This window comes from Streptomyces xantholiticus (assembly GCF_014651015.1).
Taxonomy (GTDB): domain Bacteria; phylum Actinomycetota; class Actinomycetes; order Streptomycetales; family Streptomycetaceae; genus Streptomyces; species Streptomyces xantholiticus.
Genome location: NZ_BMWB01000007.1, coordinates 248,501 through 266,261, shown reverse-complemented (window position 1 = coordinate 266,261; position 17,761 = coordinate 248,501). Strand labels below are relative to the sequence as shown.

The 17,761-nt window shown below is 70.7% G+C and carries 16 protein-coding genes and 1 tRNA gene; 8 read left to right on the top strand and 9 right to left on the bottom strand.

The genetic code is table 11. From position 1 onward, the window contains the following. Nucleotides 1–556: 556 nt before the first annotated feature. Nucleotides 557–1,777, top strand: coding sequence for an acetyl-CoA C-acetyltransferase (locus IE198_RS14610; protein ID WP_189886516.1), 1,221 nt, complete (start codon nt 557–559; stop codon nt 1,775–1,777). Between the two features lie 363 nt (nt 1,778–2,140). Further along, nucleotides 2,141–2,995 (top strand): hypothetical protein, encoded by an 855-nt coding sequence (locus IE198_RS14605; protein WP_189886554.1) that lies wholly within the window; start codon nt 2,141–2,143, stop codon nt 2,993–2,995. A 33-nt stretch (nt 2,996–3,028) separates the two neighbouring features. On the opposite strand, the gene IE198_RS14600 is transcribed toward IE198_RS14605, so the two are convergent. Continuing rightward, nucleotides 3,029–3,352, bottom strand: coding sequence for a hypothetical protein (locus IE198_RS14600; RefSeq protein WP_189886514.1), 324 nt, complete (start codon nt 3,350–3,352; stop codon nt 3,029–3,031). A 98-nt stretch (nt 3,353–3,450) separates the two neighbouring features. Between IE198_RS14600 and IE198_RS14595 the strand changes: the two genes are divergently transcribed. After that, nucleotides 3,451–3,681 (top strand): DUF4287 domain-containing protein, encoded by a 231-nt coding sequence (locus tag IE198_RS14595; protein WP_100107483.1) that lies wholly within the window; start codon nt 3,451–3,453, stop codon nt 3,679–3,681. Between the two features lie 100 nt (nt 3,682–3,781). Here the strand turns inward: IE198_RS14595 and IE198_RS14590 are convergent, their stop codons facing one another. Continuing rightward, nucleotides 3,782–4,654: a Bax inhibitor-1/YccA family protein gene (locus tag IE198_RS14590; protein ID WP_189886513.1), complete on the bottom strand. Its 873-nt coding sequence runs from the start codon at nt 4,652–4,654 to the stop codon at nt 3,782–3,784. A 423-nt stretch (nt 4,655–5,077) separates the two neighbouring features. Here IE198_RS14590 and IE198_RS14585 point away from each other — a divergent pair, with 423 nt between their 5' ends. Next, nucleotides 5,078–5,557, top strand: a complete 480-nt coding sequence (locus IE198_RS14585; protein WP_189886511.1) for a DUF5110 domain-containing protein — start codon at nt 5,078–5,080, stop codon at nt 5,555–5,557. 84 nt (nt 5,558–5,641) lie between these two features. Here IE198_RS14585 and IE198_RS14580 read toward each other — a convergent pair. Then, a tRNA-Leu gene (locus IE198_RS14580) sits at nt 5,642–5,723 on the bottom strand. Between the two features lie 366 nt (nt 5,724–6,089). On the opposite strand from IE198_RS14580, the gene IE198_RS14575 reads away from it, so the two are divergent. Further along, nucleotides 6,090–6,860 carry an ABC transporter ATP-binding protein gene (locus IE198_RS14575; RefSeq protein WP_100107486.1) on the top strand — a complete coding sequence of 257 codons (771 nt, stop codon included), beginning with the start codon at nt 6,090–6,092 and terminating at the stop codon, nt 6,858–6,860. Nucleotides 6,861–6,973: 113 nt separating this feature from the next. Continuing rightward, nucleotides 6,974–9,511 (top strand): ABC transporter permease, encoded by a 2,538-nt coding sequence (locus IE198_RS14570; RefSeq protein WP_189886509.1) that lies wholly within the window; start codon nt 6,974–6,976, stop codon nt 9,509–9,511. A gap of 67 nt (nt 9,512–9,578) precedes the next feature. Here the strand turns inward: IE198_RS14570 and IE198_RS14565 are convergent, their stop codons facing one another. From IE198_RS14565 to IE198_RS14555, 3 genes are all read right to left on the bottom strand, one after another. Continuing rightward, nucleotides 9,579–10,868, bottom strand: coding sequence for a class I SAM-dependent methyltransferase (locus IE198_RS14565; RefSeq protein WP_189886507.1), 1,290 nt, complete (start codon nt 10,866–10,868; stop codon nt 9,579–9,581). A gap of 428 nt (nt 10,869–11,296) precedes the next feature. Continuing rightward, nucleotides 11,297–12,676: an NAD(P)/FAD-dependent oxidoreductase gene (locus IE198_RS14560; protein WP_189886505.1), complete on the bottom strand. Its 1,380-nt coding sequence runs from the start codon at nt 12,674–12,676 to the stop codon at nt 11,297–11,299. Nucleotides 12,677–13,405: 729 nt separating this feature from the next. After that, complete coding sequence (locus IE198_RS14555; RefSeq protein ID WP_189886503.1) at nt 13,406–14,287, bottom strand: NAD(P)-dependent oxidoreductase; 882 nt, start codon at nt 14,285–14,287, stop codon at nt 13,406–13,408. A 96-nt stretch (nt 14,288–14,383) separates the two neighbouring features. On the opposite strand from IE198_RS14555, the gene IE198_RS14550 reads away from it, so the two are divergent. Beyond that, nucleotides 14,384–14,740: a winged helix-turn-helix transcriptional regulator gene (locus IE198_RS14550; RefSeq protein WP_189886501.1), complete on the top strand. Its 357-nt coding sequence runs from the start codon at nt 14,384–14,386 to the stop codon at nt 14,738–14,740. Between the two features lie 235 nt (nt 14,741–14,975). After that, nucleotides 14,976–15,782 (top strand): VOC family protein, encoded by an 807-nt coding sequence (locus IE198_RS14545; protein ID WP_189886499.1) that lies wholly within the window; start codon nt 14,976–14,978, stop codon nt 15,780–15,782. On the opposite strand, the gene IE198_RS14540 is transcribed toward IE198_RS14545, so the two are convergent. The 3 genes from IE198_RS14540 to IE198_RS14530 are packed head-to-tail and all read right to left on the bottom strand — an operon-like array spanning nt 15,779 to nt 17,761. Continuing rightward, nucleotides 15,779–16,726: a Ppx/GppA phosphatase family protein gene (locus IE198_RS14540; protein WP_189886496.1), complete on the bottom strand. Its 948-nt coding sequence runs from the start codon at nt 16,724–16,726 to the stop codon at nt 15,779–15,781. The two genes, IE198_RS14545 and IE198_RS14540, sit on opposite strands and share 4 nt — an antisense overlap. After that, nucleotides 16,723–17,259 carry a DUF501 domain-containing protein gene (locus tag IE198_RS14535; protein WP_189886494.1) on the bottom strand — a complete coding sequence of 179 codons (537 nt, stop codon included), beginning with the start codon at nt 17,257–17,259 and terminating at the stop codon, nt 16,723–16,725. The genes IE198_RS14540 and IE198_RS14535 overlap by 4 nt, the downstream gene beginning before the upstream one ends. A gap of 19 nt (nt 17,260–17,278) precedes the next feature. After that, nucleotides 17,279–17,761: an FtsB family cell division protein gene (locus IE198_RS14530; RefSeq protein ID WP_189886492.1), complete on the bottom strand. Its 483-nt coding sequence runs from the start codon at nt 17,759–17,761 to the stop codon at nt 17,279–17,281.

Below are 17,761 nucleotides of genomic sequence, written 5' to 3'. Positions count from 1 at the left end.
GTTCGTTACGTGCTGGCCTGGGCATCGGGCCGTTCTCGCGCATCCACGTTATGCAGACCTGCCGCCCGCGGATGGCTGGGCATTGCGCCCGGCCAGGCGGTGGTCGGACCTCTCATCAGCGTCTCCGACGGCACCTCTCGGGCCCGGTGACACCACCCCCCAGGTCATCCGTTCGACAGGGGGCAAAAGTCATGCCGGGCCCGGAGGCCAGCGGCCCTCTTGCAGGACCGCGGAAAACATAACGGGGGTGCCGCTGTTCGGAGCCTCGCCGGCGATTGAGGCGCGGGGCTCGGGGCAGAGCACCGACACGACCGGCACACCCCGGCCCGTCGGCAGGTTAGGTGCGGGAGGGGGGCGGCGCCCACGTCAAGGGGCCGAGCCTGCCCCCGTTTCCGGAAGGGGCGCGGTGGGGAAGAAGCCACCGGTCACAGACGTAAGCAAGCGCCCGCTTAGAAAAGAGGCCCGCATCACAGCATCCGCACAGTGACCCAAGCTGTACGTCGGGGTAACTTCCCAACAGCCCTTCCTTCCGCCTTCCTTCCCTCATGGAGCCGTGATGCCCGAAGCCGTGATCGTCTCTGCCGCCCGTTCCCCGATCGGCCGGGCCTTCAAGGGCTCGCTCAAGGATGTCCGTCCCGACGATCTGACCGCCGAGATCATCAAGGCCGCGCTCGCCAAGGTGCCCGAGCTCGACCCGCGTGACATCGACGACCTGATGCTCGGCTGCGGCCTGCCCGGTGGCGAGCAGGGCAACAACCTGGGCCGCATCGTGGCCGTCCAGATGGGGATGGACCACCTCCCCGGCTGTACCGTCACCCGCTACTGCTCCTCCTCCCTCCAGACCTCCCGCATGGCGCTGCACGCCATCAAGGCAGGCGAGGGCGACGTCTTCATCTCCGCGGGCGTCGAGACGGTGTCGAGGTTCGTGAAGGGCAACTCCGACAGCCTGCCGGACACGCACAACCCGTTCTTCGCCGAGGCCGAGGCACGTACCGCCGCCGTTGCCGAGTCCGAGGGCTCCACCTGGCACGACCCGCGTGAGGACGGCCTCGTCCCGGACGCGTACATCGCCATGGGGCAGACCGCGGAGAATCTGGCGCGCATCAAGGGCATCACCCGCCAGGACATGGACGAGTTCGGCGTCCGGTCGCAGAACCTCGCCGAGGAAGCCATCAAGAACGGCTTCTGGGAGCGCGAGATCACCCCGGTGACGACCCCTGACGGCACCGTCGTCAGCAAGGACGACGGCCCGCGCGCCGGCGTCACCCTCGAGGCCGTGCAGGGCCTCAAGCCTGTCTTCCGCCCCGACGGCCTCGTCAGCGCCGCCAACTGCTGCCCGCTGAACGACGGCGCCGCCGCGCTCGTCATCATGAGCGACACCAAGGCCCGCGAGCTCGGGCTGACCCCGCTCGCCCGGATCGTGTCCACCGGCGTCACGGGCCTCTCCCCGGAGATCATGGGCCTCGGCCCGGTCGAGGCGTCCAAGCAGGCGCTGCAGCGCGCCGGTCTGACCGCCTCGGACATCGACCTGGTCGAGATCAACGAGGCGTTCGCCGCGCAGGTCATCCCCTCGTACCGCGAGCTCGGCTTCGACCTGGACAAGGTCAACGTCAACGGCGGCGCGATCGCGGTGGGCCACCCCTTCGGCATGACCGGCGCGCGGATCACCGGCACGCTGATCAACAGCCTCCAGTTCCACGACAAGCAGTTCGGTCTGGAGACGATGTGCGTGGGCGGCGGCCAGGGCATGGCGATGGTCATCGAGCGGCTCAGCTGAGCCGGAGCGGAGGGTAGGGGTCGCCCGAGGAACGAGGGCGGCACCTGCCCGCAGCGGTGGCGAAGCGGACCGCGACCGACAGAGCCGAGCGGCTCAGCTGCCCCGACGCCGAGTTGGACCGTGCCGATCCGAGCCGGACGCCCGCGTCGGATCTCAGTTCGTGACTGAATCTCCCCCAGGATGTGACCTACCTCCTGGGGGAGACCTCTTTACGCAGGTCACAGCCACCCCACTGCTAAACACCGGACCCAAAGTCCTGTCCAATTCGTGACGTAATGCACTGACAGGGGGCGCGGGTTCATCGCAAGCTGATGTAGAAGTCGGGGGGATCCGATTGAAACCGGGAGTACGTCAGTGAGCGCCATGTCTCTTGCCCTGCTGCTGACCACGGCCGCCGCCACGGCCGTGGGCGCCGCTGCCCTGCACGCCGCCCACGGGCTCCGTAAGCAGGTCACGGCCCTGCGCACCGAGCTCGCCGCGTCGTCCGGGCCCGCCCGTACCGCCGCCATTCCGCAGGCCCGCAGCGGTGACGCCGCCGAGATACGCGCGGCCGTCGCCGAGGCGCTCGCCGAGGAGCGGGAGCGCGAACTGGCCGAGGCTCGGGCCTTCTGGGCCGCGCAGGAGGCACGCGACGCCGCGGACGCCTCCGCGCGCTACGCCGGCGAGGGGTCCGCGTCCGCGCTGGGCGGCCTGTCCGGTGCCGGTGACGACTTCCCGCCGTTCTACGTCCCGCGCCAGGCCGACCTCGTGGGCCTGGAGTCGATGGACCTGGACGCCATCGACGGGCTCGACGCGCTCGACGACATGGCCGACCTGCCCGAGGTGACCGAGTTCGCCGAGGACTCCCCCGAACTGGCCGCGGCCCGCCGCCGCCACCCCTCGCACCCCGATTTCGTGCCGGTCCAGACGCCGGTCGTCACCGACCACGAGCGCACCGTGTCCAAGCTCGAGGAGCTGGCCGAGACGGGCACCGAGCTGGCGGACGTCCGTCCCGGCCCGCTGGGCACACTGGACGTGTACGTCTTCGCCGACGGTACGACCCTGTGCATGACCCCGGGCCACCGCGAGACCGCCGAACGCCTCGCGGACGCGCTGCGCGCGGGCGACGCCCCGGTGCTGCTGGGCGGGTCCGGCGTCTCCGGCGCGTACGCGCTGACGTTCTCCTGCGGCGAGGAGAGCGTGTACATCCTCGCTGACCGCGTGATCGCCTCCCACTGACCCTCCCGGGCGCGCGGATGCCCTGAGGGACCTCTACAGCCCCGACCTCTCGGCCGCCGCCCTCACCAGCGCAACGGCCTCGTCAACCGCGTGTGGCGAGACGGGCACCGAACGAAACGCTTCGGCCAAATCGTTCGCGGCAACCAATACCTGGTCCGCGACCACGAAGACCCCCGAGTCCGGCATCGTTCTCGGCTGCCGGCCCGGCTCCTCAGCCCGCTGGGCCATGGCGGACAGTTCCCTGGCCAGAGCCAGCCCCTCCTCCGCCGCACCCCTCTGCAGCCGGCTCTGCGGCGCGGCCCGCAGACGGTCCGCGAAGCGCTCCGCGGCAGCGGTCAGTTCCGTCGTATCAAGCACCCCGCGACCCTACGCGCCCGCCCCGGACTGTTGCCAATACGCCAAGGCTCAGGCACGGTGGCGTGAAGAGCACACGCGCAATGCGTCCGGAGGCGCCGATGTCCCAAGTCTTCTCCGAAGAGACCCACCGAAATCTGCTCTCCCGAATCCCCGAGTGCACCGGTCGTGCCATCTCCGACTGGCTCCGCACCGTCGAGGAAGGGCCGTCTCTCTTCAACTTCGAGGAGAAGGTCAGCTGGCTCCGAGGCGAACACAATCTCGCCTACGGCCATGCGAAAGCGATCATCCACGAGTACGACCTGAGGCGCGCCGCGCGCAAGCTGCTCTAGACGCCTCAGGTGCCGCACACGACGGAAGGGCCCGCAGGCAGTGCCTGCGGGCCCTTCGTGCGGCTGTCACCCGGCCGCGGGGGCCGGGCGGCGGGGCCGACTAGTCGTCGCCGCTGAAGATCGCCACCAGACGCAGCATCTCCAGGTAGATCCAGACCAGCGTCACGGTCAGTCCGAAGGCGGCCAGCCAGGACTCCTGACGCGGCGCACCGTAGCTGATGCCGTCCTCGATCTCCTTGAAGTTCAAGGTGAGGAAGAAGCAGCCGATCAGGATGGCGAGGATGCCGACGATCGCGCCGATCGGGCCGAAGCTGCGCAGACCGCCGTCTTCGGCGACGCCGAAGACGACCAGCAGCAGGTTCACCATCATCACGGCGATGAAGGCGAGCGCGATGGTCATGCCGATGCGGGCGTACCGCGCGGTGACCCGGATCCAGCGCTGCTTGTACACGAACAGCATGGCGCCGGTGACGGCCATGGTGCCGATCACCGCCTGGAACGGTGCACCGTCCCACCGGCTGTTGTACATCTCGCTGATCACGCCGAGGAAGATGCCCTCGAAGGCCGCGTAGCTCAGGATCAGCGCGGGCGACGGCGTCCGCTTGAAGGACTGGACGATCGCGAGGACGAACGCCACCAGGGCCGAGCCGATGGCGATCCCGTAGCTGCTCGGCGACACCGGCAGAACGGCCCAGGCGAGGACCGCACCGACAATCACGGTGCCCAGAGTCATGGCGGTGCGCGTGACGACGTCGTCCATCGTCATGACATCCGTACGGACCGGCGCGGGGGCGCCGTACTGCGTGTCCGCCGGGGCGTAGGGGTTGGTCACGTAAGGGTTGCCGGCGCCCTGGGCGTAGGGGTTGGTTCCTACGGCGGGGCCCCCGGCCTGCGGCTGCTGCGCGTTGAAGCCGGCGTAGCCGTTGTCGCGGCTGAAACCCCGTCGCGAGAAGACCGGGTTGCTGCTCCTCATCTCACTCCTCCTTGGCCACCGTGCGCGGCACTAGGAGTCAAGAGTAATGCGGAAGCAAAGGGATCGGCCTAGTGCTCGGGGAGGATCTTTCCGAGATCGTTGCCACTTCGGCATGCACACCTGCAGTGACAGCAGCAGCACAGCGGGGTTGCGGGGTCGGCCACCACCCCTCCGAACGGTTGATTTTCTCTGCACCTTCCGGCATGGATCCAAGCAGCAATGTCCGTCGTGCGCGTTGACCCGCGTGCGGGCACCGGGCTCGTATGCGCAGCGGCCCCTCCGCCTACTCCCGGAGCATGTTCATGAACCACCGGCGAGCCGGACTCTGCGTCCCGGTCCCGGCGACCGTCCTCATGGGGGCGTCCATGACGACCGCAGGCGCCGCCCCACCCGCGGACGACGCCTCCGCGGTCGAGAGGCTCGGTGACATCACCGGCTTCGAGGCGAACGGCGACGCGTACACCGTGGCTCGCCCCCGTCCACGAGGACAGCGCCGTCCGCGACGGCATCCACCTGCCCGAGGGCCACTGGGCCGACCACTGGACCGGCCGGGCCCACGAGGGCAGGCAGACGATCGACGGCTACCGGGCCCTGCTGGACACGCTGCCGCTGTTCGGCCGGGCGGGCGCGGTCGTGCCGATGTTCCCCGAGGGGGCCACGGACTGGAAGCAGGGCAAGGACGCGGGCCGGCTCGACCTCGACATCCATCCCGAGGGCCGCTCGTCCTTCACCGTCCACGAGGACGACGGCCGCACCCGCGCCCACGAAGCCGGCGCCTCGGCGACCCAGAGGGTCGACGTGAGCGCTCCCGAGGCGCGGCGTTCCGGCACCGTCGACGTCACCGTCGGCGCGCTGAAGGGGGGACGTACATGGGCACGGCCCCGGTGCGCCAGGGCCGCCTGACGGGTGCTCACGGACCGAGGGGCTCCTGCCGCCGTCGGGCGGCGGGAGCCCTCAGCCGTGTCCCGACAGGGGATGGGCAGCGAGTGCCCGGAGCCGGACTTGAACCGGCACGCCCCGAGGGGCAGCGAGGTTTAAGCTCGCCGTGTCTGCATTCCACCACCCGGGCGTGGCGCGAGGGCTCCGCGTCGGCTCACGACCCTATCGGTGCGGGCCGCTCCGCAGGCGGGCCGATGGCCCGATCTTGACTGGTACCAAAGGCTCCTGAGGGTGTGTCAGGCCAGGTAACAGGGTATTCGCACCCTCCTCGTACCGCCCGGGGGCACTGCCTCACGCACCTGGGATTGACGGAAAAGCGCCCTCCTTCGGCCCCCATGGACCCTCAGGGACATCGTCATCCCAAAGGAGGAGGAACGTGCCGTACGGTCCGACCCGAGAGGGCCCCCGGAACGGGCACCGGGGCTGACGATCCGCGGCGCCGGCGCCGACAGGATGGTGTCGTCCCCGCGGCACCGTCCCGACAGGAGCTCTTCTCGTGACCACCACCCCCATCGCTCACCGCGCCACCGCAGTGGCGGCCCGCGCCACGGATCTGTCCAAGGTGTACGGACAGGGCGAGACCCAGGTGGTCGCGCTGGACCATGTGAGCGTCGACTTCCGGCAGGCCGAGTTCACCGCGATCATGGGCCCGTCCGGCTCCGGCAAGTCGACGCTGATGCACTGCGTCGCCGGTCTGGACAGCTTCAGCTCCGGCTCCGTACGCATCGGCGACACCGAGCTCGGCAGCCTGAAGGACAAGCAGCTCACGCAACTGCGCCGCGACAAGATCGGCTTCATCTTCCAGGCGTTCAACCTGCTGCCGACCCTGACCGCGCAGGAGAACATCACACTCCCGATGGACATCGCCGGCCGCAAGCCCGACCAGGAGTGGCTGCAGCGGGTCATCGACATGGTGGGCCTGCGGGACCGGCTCAGTCACCGGCCGACGCAGCTCTCCGGCGGCCAGCAGCAGCGCGTGGCAGTCGCCCGCGCCCTGGCGTCCCGGCCGGAGATCATCTTCGGTGACGAGCCGACCGGCAACCTGGACTCCCGCTCGGGCGCCGAGGTCCTCGGCTTCCTGCGCAACTCGGTGCGCGAGCTCGGTCAGACCGTGGTCATGGTGACGCACGACCCGGTGGCCGCCTCCTACGCCGACCGGGTGATCTTCCTGGCGGACGGCGCGATCGTCGACGAGATGCACAACCCGTCCGCGGACGGCGTCCTCGACCGTATGAAGGCCTTCGACGCCAAGGGCCGTACGAGCTGACGCGCGCCGGGGCGACTTCGCCCCGCGCCCCCTCCCAGATCTTCTTCCCGTCGGCCACGGCCGGCCCAAAGGGCCGGCCGTCGCGCCCCGACGCCCACTTCCAGGACACCCACATGTTCCGTACCGCCTTGCGCAATGTGCTTGCGCACAAGGCCAGGCTGCTGATGACCGTGCTCGCCGTGATGCTCGGCGTGGCCTTCGTCTCCGGCACCCTGGTCTTCACCGACACCCTCGGCAACGCCTACCGCAACCAGTCGGCGAAGAGCTACGACGACGTCGCGGTCGCCGTGACGACCTACATCGACCAGACGGGAAGCGAGAAGGACGCAGGGATCGACGAGAAGACCCTGCAGAAGATCCGGGGCGTCGACGGGGTGGCCGGTGCCACCGGCCGGGTCTCCGGCTTCGCCGGCGTCGCCGACCGGGACGGCAAGCTCATCGGCAACGGCTGGTCCAACACCGGCGCGAACTTCGCCCCCGGCAAGGACGGCAAGGACGCCGCGTACACGTTCACCGACGGCGACGGACCGCGCGAGGACGGCGAGATCGCCCTCGACAAGGACTCCGCCGACAAGGGCGAGTACAAGGTCGGTGACACCGTGCGGGTGGCCACCAACGGCCCGGTGAAGGAGTACGCCCTCGCCGGTGTCTTCACCACCGAGGACGGCGCGGTCAACGCGGGCGGCAGCCTGGTCCTCTTCGACACCGACGTGGCCCAGAAGCTGTACCTGCAGCCCGGCTATTTCTCCGACGTCACCGTGACCGCCGAGCCCGGCGCCTCCGACACGAAGATCCTCACCTCCCTCGAGCCGCTGCTGCCCAAGGACTCCGAGGCGCAGACCGGCAAGGAGCTGGCGGATGACCAGGCACGGCAGATCGAGAGCGGTCTGTCGAACATGAACACGATGCTGCTGGCGTTCGCGGCCATCGCCCTCTTCGTCGGCGTCTTCCTGATCGCCAACACCTTCACCATGCTGGTCGCCCAGCGCACCAGGGAACTGGCGCTGTTGCGTGCCGTCGGCGCCTCCCGCCGCCAGGTCAAGCGCTCCGTGATCCTCGAGGCGCTGGTCGTCGGGGCGGTCGCGTCGGTGGTCGGCTTCCTGCTCGGCCTGGGGCTTGCGACGGGCCTGCGGTCGGCGATGAGCACCTTCGGCGCGAAGGTGCCCGCGGGACCGCTCGTCGTCTCCCCCACCGCCGTGGCAGCCGCCCTTGCCGTCGGTGTGCTCATCACGGTGCTGGCGGCGTGGCTGCCCGCCCGCCGGGCCGCGAAGATCCCGCCGGTGGCGGCGATGAGCAGCGTGCACGCGGTGGCGACCACCAAGTCGCTGGTGCTGCGGAACACCATCGGCGGTGTGCTCACCCTGCTCGGCGCGGCCGCGATCGTCGCCGGTGCGGCGGCGGGCTCCGACGGGCGCATGATCATCGGGGGCGGCGCATTCCTGGCGCTGGTCGGCGTCATCGTCCTGATCCCGCTGCTTTCCCGGCCGGTGATCGCGCTGGTGCGGCCGCTGTTGAAGGGCGCCTTCGGGGTGTCCGGCAAGCTCGCCGGGCAGAACGCGGTGCGCAACCCGCGCCGTACGGGTGCCACCGCCTCCGCGCTGGCGATCGGGCTCACCCTGGTCACCGGGATCTCGGTGCTCGGCGCCACGATGGGCCGGGCAGTGGACCGGATGACCACCGACAACATCAGGGCCGACTACATGGTCTCGATGGCCGGCGGCGGCGCGCTGGACAAGTCGGCGCTCGACGCGATCGAGAAGGCGAAGGGCATCAGCGCCGTCTCCCCGCAGCAGGCCTCGTCCATGGAGATCAAGGGAGAGTGGCACTCGGCGTCCGCGGTCACCCCGGGCGACGTGGAGAAGGTCTTCGACCTGGAGACGGTCTCCGGCTCGCTCGCCACGCTCGGCAAGGGGCAGATCGCGGTCGACGACGACACCGCCGAGTCGAACGGCTGGAAGACCGGTGACACGCTGCCCGCCGAGTTCGGCCAGGAGGGCAGGAAGGAGACCAAGAACCTGACGGTCGGCGCCGTCTACAAGGGCAACGAGTTCCTGTCGCCGATCCTGGTCGCCACCGACGTCGTCGCCCCGTACGAGCCCAAGCCGTACATCCCGGAGATCTGGGTGAAGATGGACGACGGCGCGACAGAGGCGAACGAGCAGGCGCTGGTCGACGCCCTGGGCGACAACCCGGCGATGAGCATCATGGACCAGCAGGACATCCGGAACATGTTCGGCGGATTCATCAACACGGCGCTGAACATCATGTACGGACTGCTGGCGATGGCCCTGATCATCGCGGTGCTCGGGGTCATCAACACCCTGGCGATGTCCGTCTTCGAGCGTCAGCAGGAGATCGGCATGCTGCGGGCGATCGGCCTGGACCGCGGCAAGGTGAAGCGGATGATTCGGCTGGAGGCTGTGGTGATCTCGGTCTTCGGCGCGGTGATCGGCATCGGCCTCGGCTCGTTCCTCGCCTGGGCGATCGGCGAGACGATCCGCAAGGAGATCCCCGGCTACGTGCTGGTCATGCCGTGGGACCGGATCGGGATCTTCCTGCTGCTGGCCGGTGTGGTCGGCGTGCTGGCCGCGCTGTGGCCGGCGCGGAGCGCGGCGAAGCTGAACATGCTGACGGCGATCAAGACGGAGTAGAGACTCCGCCGAAGGCCCCCTGTGGTGTCTGCCGTACACACCACAGGGGGCCTTCGGCGTTCCGCGTTCAGCGCCAGTCGCGGGTCCGCAGCAGCACTCCCGAGCTGCCGCCATCCGGGGTCTTCACGGCGAGGATCTGGTTGACGCCGATCCTGTTGCGCTCGAAGGAGACCGCGGAGGCGGCCATGTAGAGCCGCCAGACCCGGGCTCGTCCGACGGAGGTGAGCCGCGCGGCCTGCGGCCAGGCGCGCTCCAGGTTGGCGACCCAGGCGCGCAGGGTGCGGGCGTAGTGCTCGCGGATGGCCTGGACGTCGCGGACCTCGAAGCCCGCGTCCTCCAGGGTGGCGACGGTACGGCCCAGGGGCGCGAGCTCGCCGTCGGGGAAGACGTACCGGTCGATGAACTCGTCGATGCGGTAGGCGGATTCGTCCTTCTCGGGGCGGCGGGCGATCTGGTGGTTGAGCAGCCGGCCGCCGGGCACGAGGAGGGAGAACAGCTGGCCGGCGTACTCGCGGTAGCGGACACGCCCCACGTGCTCGGCCATCCCGATGGACGAAACGGCGTCGTACGGGCCGTCCCTGACGTCGCGGTAGTCCTGGACCCGGATCTCGATGCGGTCCGTGAGGCCCTCGTCCGCGATGCGCTTACGAGCGTAGACGGCCTGTTCCCGGGAGAGAGTCACGCCCGTGACCCGGGCGCCGTACTCACGGGCCGCGTGCATGGCCATGGAGCCCCAGCCGCAGCCCACGTCGAGCAGCCGGTCGCCCGCCCTCAGCCCGAGCTTGCGGCAGACCAGGTCGAGCTTGTCGCGCTGGGCGTCCTCCAGGGTGCCGGCGTCGTCCCAGTAGGCGCACGAGTAGACCATGGACGGCCCGAGCACGAGCTCGTAGAAGTCGTTGCCGACGTCGTAGTGGTGGCTGATGGCCTCCTTGTCGCGCCGCCTGGTGTGCAGCGGGCCGGTGCGGCGGCGCACCTCCTCGGCGGGCGGGGGCGGGGGCGGCAGGGCCCCGCCCAGCTTCAGCAGGCCGCGGGCGGCGGCCCGCAGCCGCGGGTCGCGTACCGGGTGAACGGCGGTCTTCTGGTCGGAGCCGCGTTCCCAGACGAGCCCGGCGAGCAGATCCAGCGTCTCGTACAGATCGCCGTCGATGTCGATCTCCCCGGCGACCCAGGCCCGCGCAAGCCCCAGCTCGCCCGGCCGCCACAACAGCCGCCGCAGGGCGCGCCGGTGGCGTACCACGAGGGTGGGCACGCCCGGGGGTCCGGACTCGCTGCCGTCCCAGGCGCGGATGCGTACGGGGAGCGGGGCTCCCAGCAGCTCCTCGGCAAGAGTGGTCAGCCGCAGCGCGGCATCGGCCATGGCGCACACCTCCGTGACGGTGGTTCCCGCGAACGCCCGGCAACCCCGCGCCGGCGGGCTTGCACGGTGCAGTTCCTTCAACAATGCGACCACCGTGTGTGCTTCCCCGCACTACGCAACGCACAGGCAATTCGGCCACGGATGACACCTGGTCGGAGTCAGGTCACGCCCCGGGGGAGCCCTGGTCGGGCCGGCGGCGTCGGCGATCCGGCGGCCCGGCGCCGCGGCGCCGCACGGGGGCGTACGGGGGCATACGGGGGCGTCGCGGTGCGGGGGCGTGGGCCACGGAGCGGCGGCGCGGCGCCGCATGCGGGCGCACGGGGACGTCGCGGTGCGGAGGCGCGCGCCGGACGCGGGCGCAGGGGGACGGCGAAGGGGCCGCCCGCACCACGGATGGCGGGCGGCCCCTTCAAAGGGCGGGGGTACCGCTAGGAGGCCTTGGCCTTCTCGGCCTCCGGCTTGGCGGCGGCCGGAGCGGGCTTGGCCGCCTCGTAGAACTCCTCGCGCGGGGTCTCCATCGCACCGAGGGAGACGACCTCGCGCTTCAGGAACACCGCCAGCGTCCAGTCGGCGAGCACACGGATCTTGCGGTTCCAGGTCGGCATGGCCATGCCGTGGTAGCCGCGGTGCATGTACCAGGCCAGCCGGCCCTTGAGCTTGATCTTCACCTTGCCCAGGACGATCATCGCGACACCCTTGTGCAGGCCGAGTCCGGCGACCGCACCCTTGTTCGCGTGCTCGTAGGTCTTCTGCGGGAAGCCGCGCATCCCGGAGATGACGTTGTCGCCGAGGACCCTGGCCTGGCGCAGCGCGTGCTGGGCGTTCGGCGGGCACCAGGCGTTCTCGACGCCGGCCTTGCGGGCGGCCATGTCCGGGACCTGGGCGTTGTCGCCGGCGGCCCAGATGTAGTCGCTGCCCGTGACCTGGAGGGTCTCGGTGCAGTCGACGTGGCCGCGCGGGCCCAGCGGCAGGCCGTAGCGGGCGAGCGCCGGGTTCGGCTTCACGCCGGCCGTCCACACGATGGTGTTCGAGTCGACCTCGAGGCCGTTCTTCAGCACCACGTGACCGTCCACGCACGAGTCCATGGAGGTGGAGAGGTAGACCTCGACCCCACGACCCTCGAGGTGCTCCTTGCCGTACTTGCCCAGCTTCGGGCCGACCTCGGGAAGGATCTTGTCGGCGGCGTCGACCAGGATGAAGCGCATGTCCTCGCGCTTCACGTTGCTGTAGTACTTGGCCGCGTCGCGGGCCAGGTCCTCGACCTCGCCTATGGTCTCGGCGCCGGCGAAGCCGCCGCCGACGAAGACGAAGGTGAGCGCCTTGCGGCGGACGTCCTCGTCGGTCGTCGAGTCGGCCTTGTCGAGCTGCTCGAGGACGTGGTTGCGCAGACCGATGGCCTCTTCGATGCCCTTCATACCGATGCCCTGCTCGGCGAGGCCGGGGATCGGGAAGGTGCGGGAGATCGCGCCGAGCGCGATCACCAGGTAGTCGAAGGGCAGCTCGTACGCCTCGCCGACGAGCGGCGAGATCGTCGCGACCTTGCGGTCCTGGTCGATGGTCGTGACCCGACCGGTGAGAACCTCTGCCTTGGGCAGCACGCGTCGCAGCGGGACGACGACATGCCGAGGCGAGATGCTGCCGGCGGCAGCTTCGGGGAGGAAGGGCTGGTACGTCATGTACGACCGCGGGTCGACGACCGTGACGGTCGCCTCGCCGTAGCGCATCTTCTTGAGAATGCGCCGAGCCGCGTACAGGCCTACGTACCCACCGCCTACAACGAGGATCCTGGGACGCTCCGTGGTGCTCATGCCATCGAGTATCCACCCCCCTCGGAGGGGGTGCTCGTGAGCCCCTTCACAAGCACTTCCGCCCTCTCTGTTACACTGCCCCGCCCACGTGACCGAGGTCATGGCCTCGACGGGGAACGGCGCCACCCCGGGATGCGTCGATCAGCCCTCTGAACTGGCCCGTAGGGCGTATGGGCAACCGGACCACCGCCCCTTTCGCTCTGGGGGCCGACGTGTCCGTACACCTTCGAATGTGCCGGTTCCGATCCCAACAAGCGGGCGCGGGCGGGCTATCGGGGTTCCGGCGGCCGCATCGGGACGCTTTTCCTTGTGAAGAACTTCACGAAGTTTCTCGCGAGGGGCCGCCGGGCCGGTCCAAGAGGCCCGTCCGGGCCGCCCGCGCCCCCTCCGCGAGCGGCTTCCGGGCACCCCCGGTCCCGGCGACGAGAGCGGTCGGCGGACGGCCCGGCGTCCGCTCGGAGCGGCCCGGTCGGCGGGCAAAGCCCTGCCCCCTTCGCACCCGCGGTCGCGCCGGGCGCGATCCCGCGCTCCGGCCGCGCGCAGTCCCCGGCGCAGCGCGTCCGGGTCCCCGATCCGGCTGCGCACGGCCGGCCGGGTCGGTGAGCAACCCGGCTCGACCGTCCTGTCCCGGGCCTTCCGCACGCCCGGGGGAAGGGGGAAGCCGGACTGCCCCGGGCCCACCGCACCGCCGGCCGGACCGGGCGCTCGTCGGGGCCACCGGCCAACGGCTCACCGGACCAGCAGGTCGATCGCGCCGGTGCCGTCCTCTTCGCCGTGCCCGTCCTGGAGATGCCGCGCCATCAGCGCCATGTAGGGGGTCAGCAGTTCGGGGCTGACGCCCTGCTCTTCCGCGGTGCGCAGCAACGTGGCGTCTCCGGCGACCATCATGGCGAGGTTGGACACGACGCCCGTCGTGCGGTCCCCGCTCTCCAGCCGGTCCCCGGTCGTGTGCACCATGGACGCCATGGCGACCAGCCAGTCCGCGAGCAGCGCGGCGAACCCCTTCGGCGCGATGTCCTCCTTGCGAATCAGCGCGAAGGCGTGGTGCACCCCGGCGAACATTCCGGTCATCGCGCTGAGCAGCGCCACGTCGTGCAGCGCCGCGAAGCCGGGGTCCTCCCCCACGTACCTCGTGCCGGAAGGCACCGCGAGGGTGTCCCGGTGGGTGTCGAAGAGGTCGCGGGAGCCGCTGTAGAAGACATAGCCCCCGGTCTCGGGGACTCCGATCATCGGCGGTACGGCCATGATGCCGCCGTCCAGCAGACGCGCCCCACGCTCCCGCGCCCATTCGGCGCGGGCCCGGGCGTCGGCGGGACTGCCGGTCGTGAGGTTCACCAGGTCCTTGCCGGACAGGTCCGCCTCCGCGAGCGCCTCGCCGACGGAGTCGTCGTCGAGCAGGCAGAGCACCACCAGTGCGTTCGCCGCCACGGCCTCCGCGGCGGAGGCGGCGACCGACGCACCCGCCGCCGCGAGCGGCTCGGCCCGTGCGGGTGTGCGGTTCCAGACGGTGACCGGATGACCGGCGGCGAGCCAGGCGAAGGCCAGAGCGGCACCCATGGCGCCGAGCCCGAGAACGGACAGGGGACGTTTTCCAACGGTGTTGTCAGTCATGCCGTTTAGCCTTGTCCCGGGCCCCGGGACCATCAAGTACGCACTTTCGAGTGGGTGGTTACCCGGGGGTGAGCGAGCAGGCAGGAGGGCCGGCACATGGCGACCACGCGCAGGCCGGGGGCGTACCACTGCGGGATCGACGCGGCGATGGACGTGATCAGCGGGAAGTGGAAGGTACTGATCCTCTGGGCGCTCGCCGAGCAGGCGTGCCGTTTCGGCGAGCTGCGCCGACTGCTGCCGGGCGTGACGGAGAAGGTCCTCGCCTCGCACCTGAGGGAGCTGGAGGCGGACGGCATCGTGCACCGCGAGGAGTACGACGAAGTTCCGCCGCGCGTCGAGTACTCCCTCACACCGCGCGGCGCGACGCTCAACGCGGCGCTGGAGCCGCTGGGCGCGTGGGGGCGCGAGCATGTGATCGACAGCGTGCCGGAGCACTCGGGGCCGATGCCGTAGCGGACCGTCGGCGTTGATCCTCGGGACGGACCTCGTGACGGACCAGCCCGATGCGGCCGGACCTCGGCACAACCAGGCACGGACCTCGCCATGCATCTCGCGGCGAACCGTCGTGGTGAACCGCACCGCGGGTCGACGGGCCTGGGCCCACGCGTGGTGCCAGGCTGAACGCAACACCTCACAGATCCACAGAACCCCGGACAGAACCGGGTGAATCATGGAGAAAGGGAAGCGTGTGATCACCACTGACTTCGTCCCCGGCTCCCCCGCCTGGATCGACCTGGGCGCCCCCGACGTGGACGCGGCGGCGACCTTCTACGGCGCCGTGTTCGGCTGGGAGGCCCAGGCCTTCGACCCGGAGATGAGCACCTACAAGTCCTTCCGTCTCGACGGCAAGGTGGTGGGCGCGGTCGGGCAGCTCACCGAGGAGGGCGCCCGCTCGGCCTGGATGATCTACTTCCACACCCCGGACATCGAGGCGAGCGTCAAGGCCGTCGAGCAGGCCGGCGGCTCCGTCCGCACCCCGCCGTCCGAGGTGTCGGAAGAGGGCCGGTTCGCCCAGGTCACCGATGCGCAGGGCGCCCAGTTCGCGCTCTGGCAGCCCGGCAGCTACCCCGGCATCCAGGCCGCCGACGGGCCCGGCAGCCTCGGCTGGGTCGAGCTCTACACCACCGACTCGCAGGCGGCGCAGGAGTTCTACCGCACCGTATTCGGCTGGACCGGCCAGGACATGGAGCTCCCGGGCGGCGGCGGCACGTACACGATGGTGACGCCCAAGGACTGCCCGCCGGAGCGGATGTTCGGCGGCGTGATGGCGGTCCCCGACATGTTCGCGTCCGGGGATGTACGGCCGTACTGGCACCCCGTCTTCGGCTCCGCCGACTGCGACGCCACGGTCGCCCTCGTACGGGAGAACGGCGGGTCGGTCTCGATGGGCCCCGAGGACGCGGAGGGCGTCGGCCGGCTCGCGGTGTGCAGCGACCCGGCCGGGGCGGAATTCGTCGTGCTCACCCCGGCCCCGGAGCCGGCGGCCGCGTCCTAGTCCCCGGCCTGGCCCTGGTCGGCGACGCTGAAGGCGATGCCGTCGAGGATGTCGTGCTCGCTCACGACCACCTCGCGGGCCCCGATGCGTCGCATGACCGTCAGCAGCACCAGCGCCCCGGCCGCGATCACGTCGACGCGGCCGGGGTGCATCACGCCGATCGCGGCGCGCTCGTCGTGCGTGGAGTTCAGCAGCATGGTGGTGACCTCCTCGACCTGCTCGTAGGAGATCCGCGAGTGGTGGATCGCCTCGGAGTCGTACTCGTCCAGGCCGAGCGCGATCCCGGCGACCGTCGTCACCGAGCCGGCGAGCCCGACGAGGGTGTGCGCCTGCCTGATCGGCACGGTCTTCTCGACGTCGTCGAGCGCCGCCTCGATGTCCGCGGTGATGGCGGCGATCTGTTCCGGCGTCGCCGGGCCGGCCGGCGCGTGCCGCTCGGTCATCCGTACGCAGCCGATGTCGACGGACCGGGCGGCCCGGGCATGCTCCTCGCCGACCACGAACTCGGTGGAACCGCCGCCGATGTCGACGACGAGATAGGGCTTGCCGAGGTCGGAACGGCCGTCGAGGGAGTTCGTGGCGCCGGTGAAGGAGAACTCGGCCTCCTGGTCACCGGTGATCACTTCGGGCTCGACGCCGAGGATGTCGAGGACACCGGCGACGAACTCGTCCCGGTTCTCGGCGTCCCGGGACGCGGACGTGGCGACGAAGCGCAGGCGGTGGGCACCGTGCTGTTCGATGGCGGCGGCGTATTCGCGGCAGGCGGCGAACGTCCGCTCCAGCGCCTCGGGGGCGAGCCGGCCGGTGCGGTCGACGTCCTGACCGAGGCGGACGATCGTCATACGACGGTCGAGGTCGACCAGTTTGCCGGTGGCGGGGTCCACGTCCGCGACCAGCAGGCGGATGGAGTTGGTGCCGCAGTCGATGGCGGCGACGCGGGTCATTCGGCGTCCTTTCCCTGGGCGCACGGGGTCACGCACGGACCCTTCGCCCACCACTGCGGCAGCATCGCGATCGCCTCGTCGCCCAGCGGGTTGACGCCGGGGCCGGCCGCCAGCGAGTGGCCGACCAGGACGTGCAGGCACTTCACGCGGTCCGGCATGCCGCCGGCGCTGGGGAAGCCCTCCAGCACCTCGATGGCGTCACGGCGCGCGATGTAGTCCTCGTGGGCGGCCCGGTACGCGGCGGCGAGTTCGGGGTCGGCCGCCAGGCGGTCGGTCATCTCCTTCATGACGCCGTTCGCCTCCAGCGTGCCGATCGCCGAGGCGGCCCGCGGACACGTCAGGTAGTACAGCGTCGGGAAGGGGGTCCCGTCGGGGAGCCGCGGCGCGGTCTCGACGACGTCGGGCTGCCCGCAGGGGCAGCGGTGCGCGATCGAGCGCAGACCGCGCGGCGGCCGGCCGAGCTGCTCCTTGAACGCGGCGACGTCCGCGTCGGTGGGCTCGGTGGGCTCGGTGGTGGGAGGAGGAGTTTCCATGCCTGCCTTGCTCGCTGACTTACTTCTGCTGCGGACCGTCGGCGCTGTCCACGCCGTTCCATACGTTCGAGTACCACGGCCGTTCGGCCGCGCCGCCCTCTTCGCGCTGCGCCTCCGCGGCCTCGGGGTCGATCATGGTGTAGCCGGTCTCCCCCGGGAGCACGTAGTGCAGGTGCTCGCGGGCGAGCCGCCGGACGTACATGTCGTCCTGGAGACGCGCCTTCTCGTCCCTGAGCTGATCGACCTGCTCGCGCGCCTCGTCCATCAGGCGTTCCTGCTCGGCGATGTCCGCCCGCTGGGAGACGTACTGGCGCATCGGGTACGCCAGCGCCACGACGAGCGAGCAGACGACCAGGGCGAGGAAGGCCGCCCGACCGGTGAGCCGGGAGCGGCGGGCCTGGCGGCGGTTCTGGGAGCGGTAGACGCGCTCGGCGGTCTGCTCGCCGAGCAGCCGCAGCCTGGTCGCGGTGGAGAACCGGTCCGCTTCCGGCCTGCGCGCCAT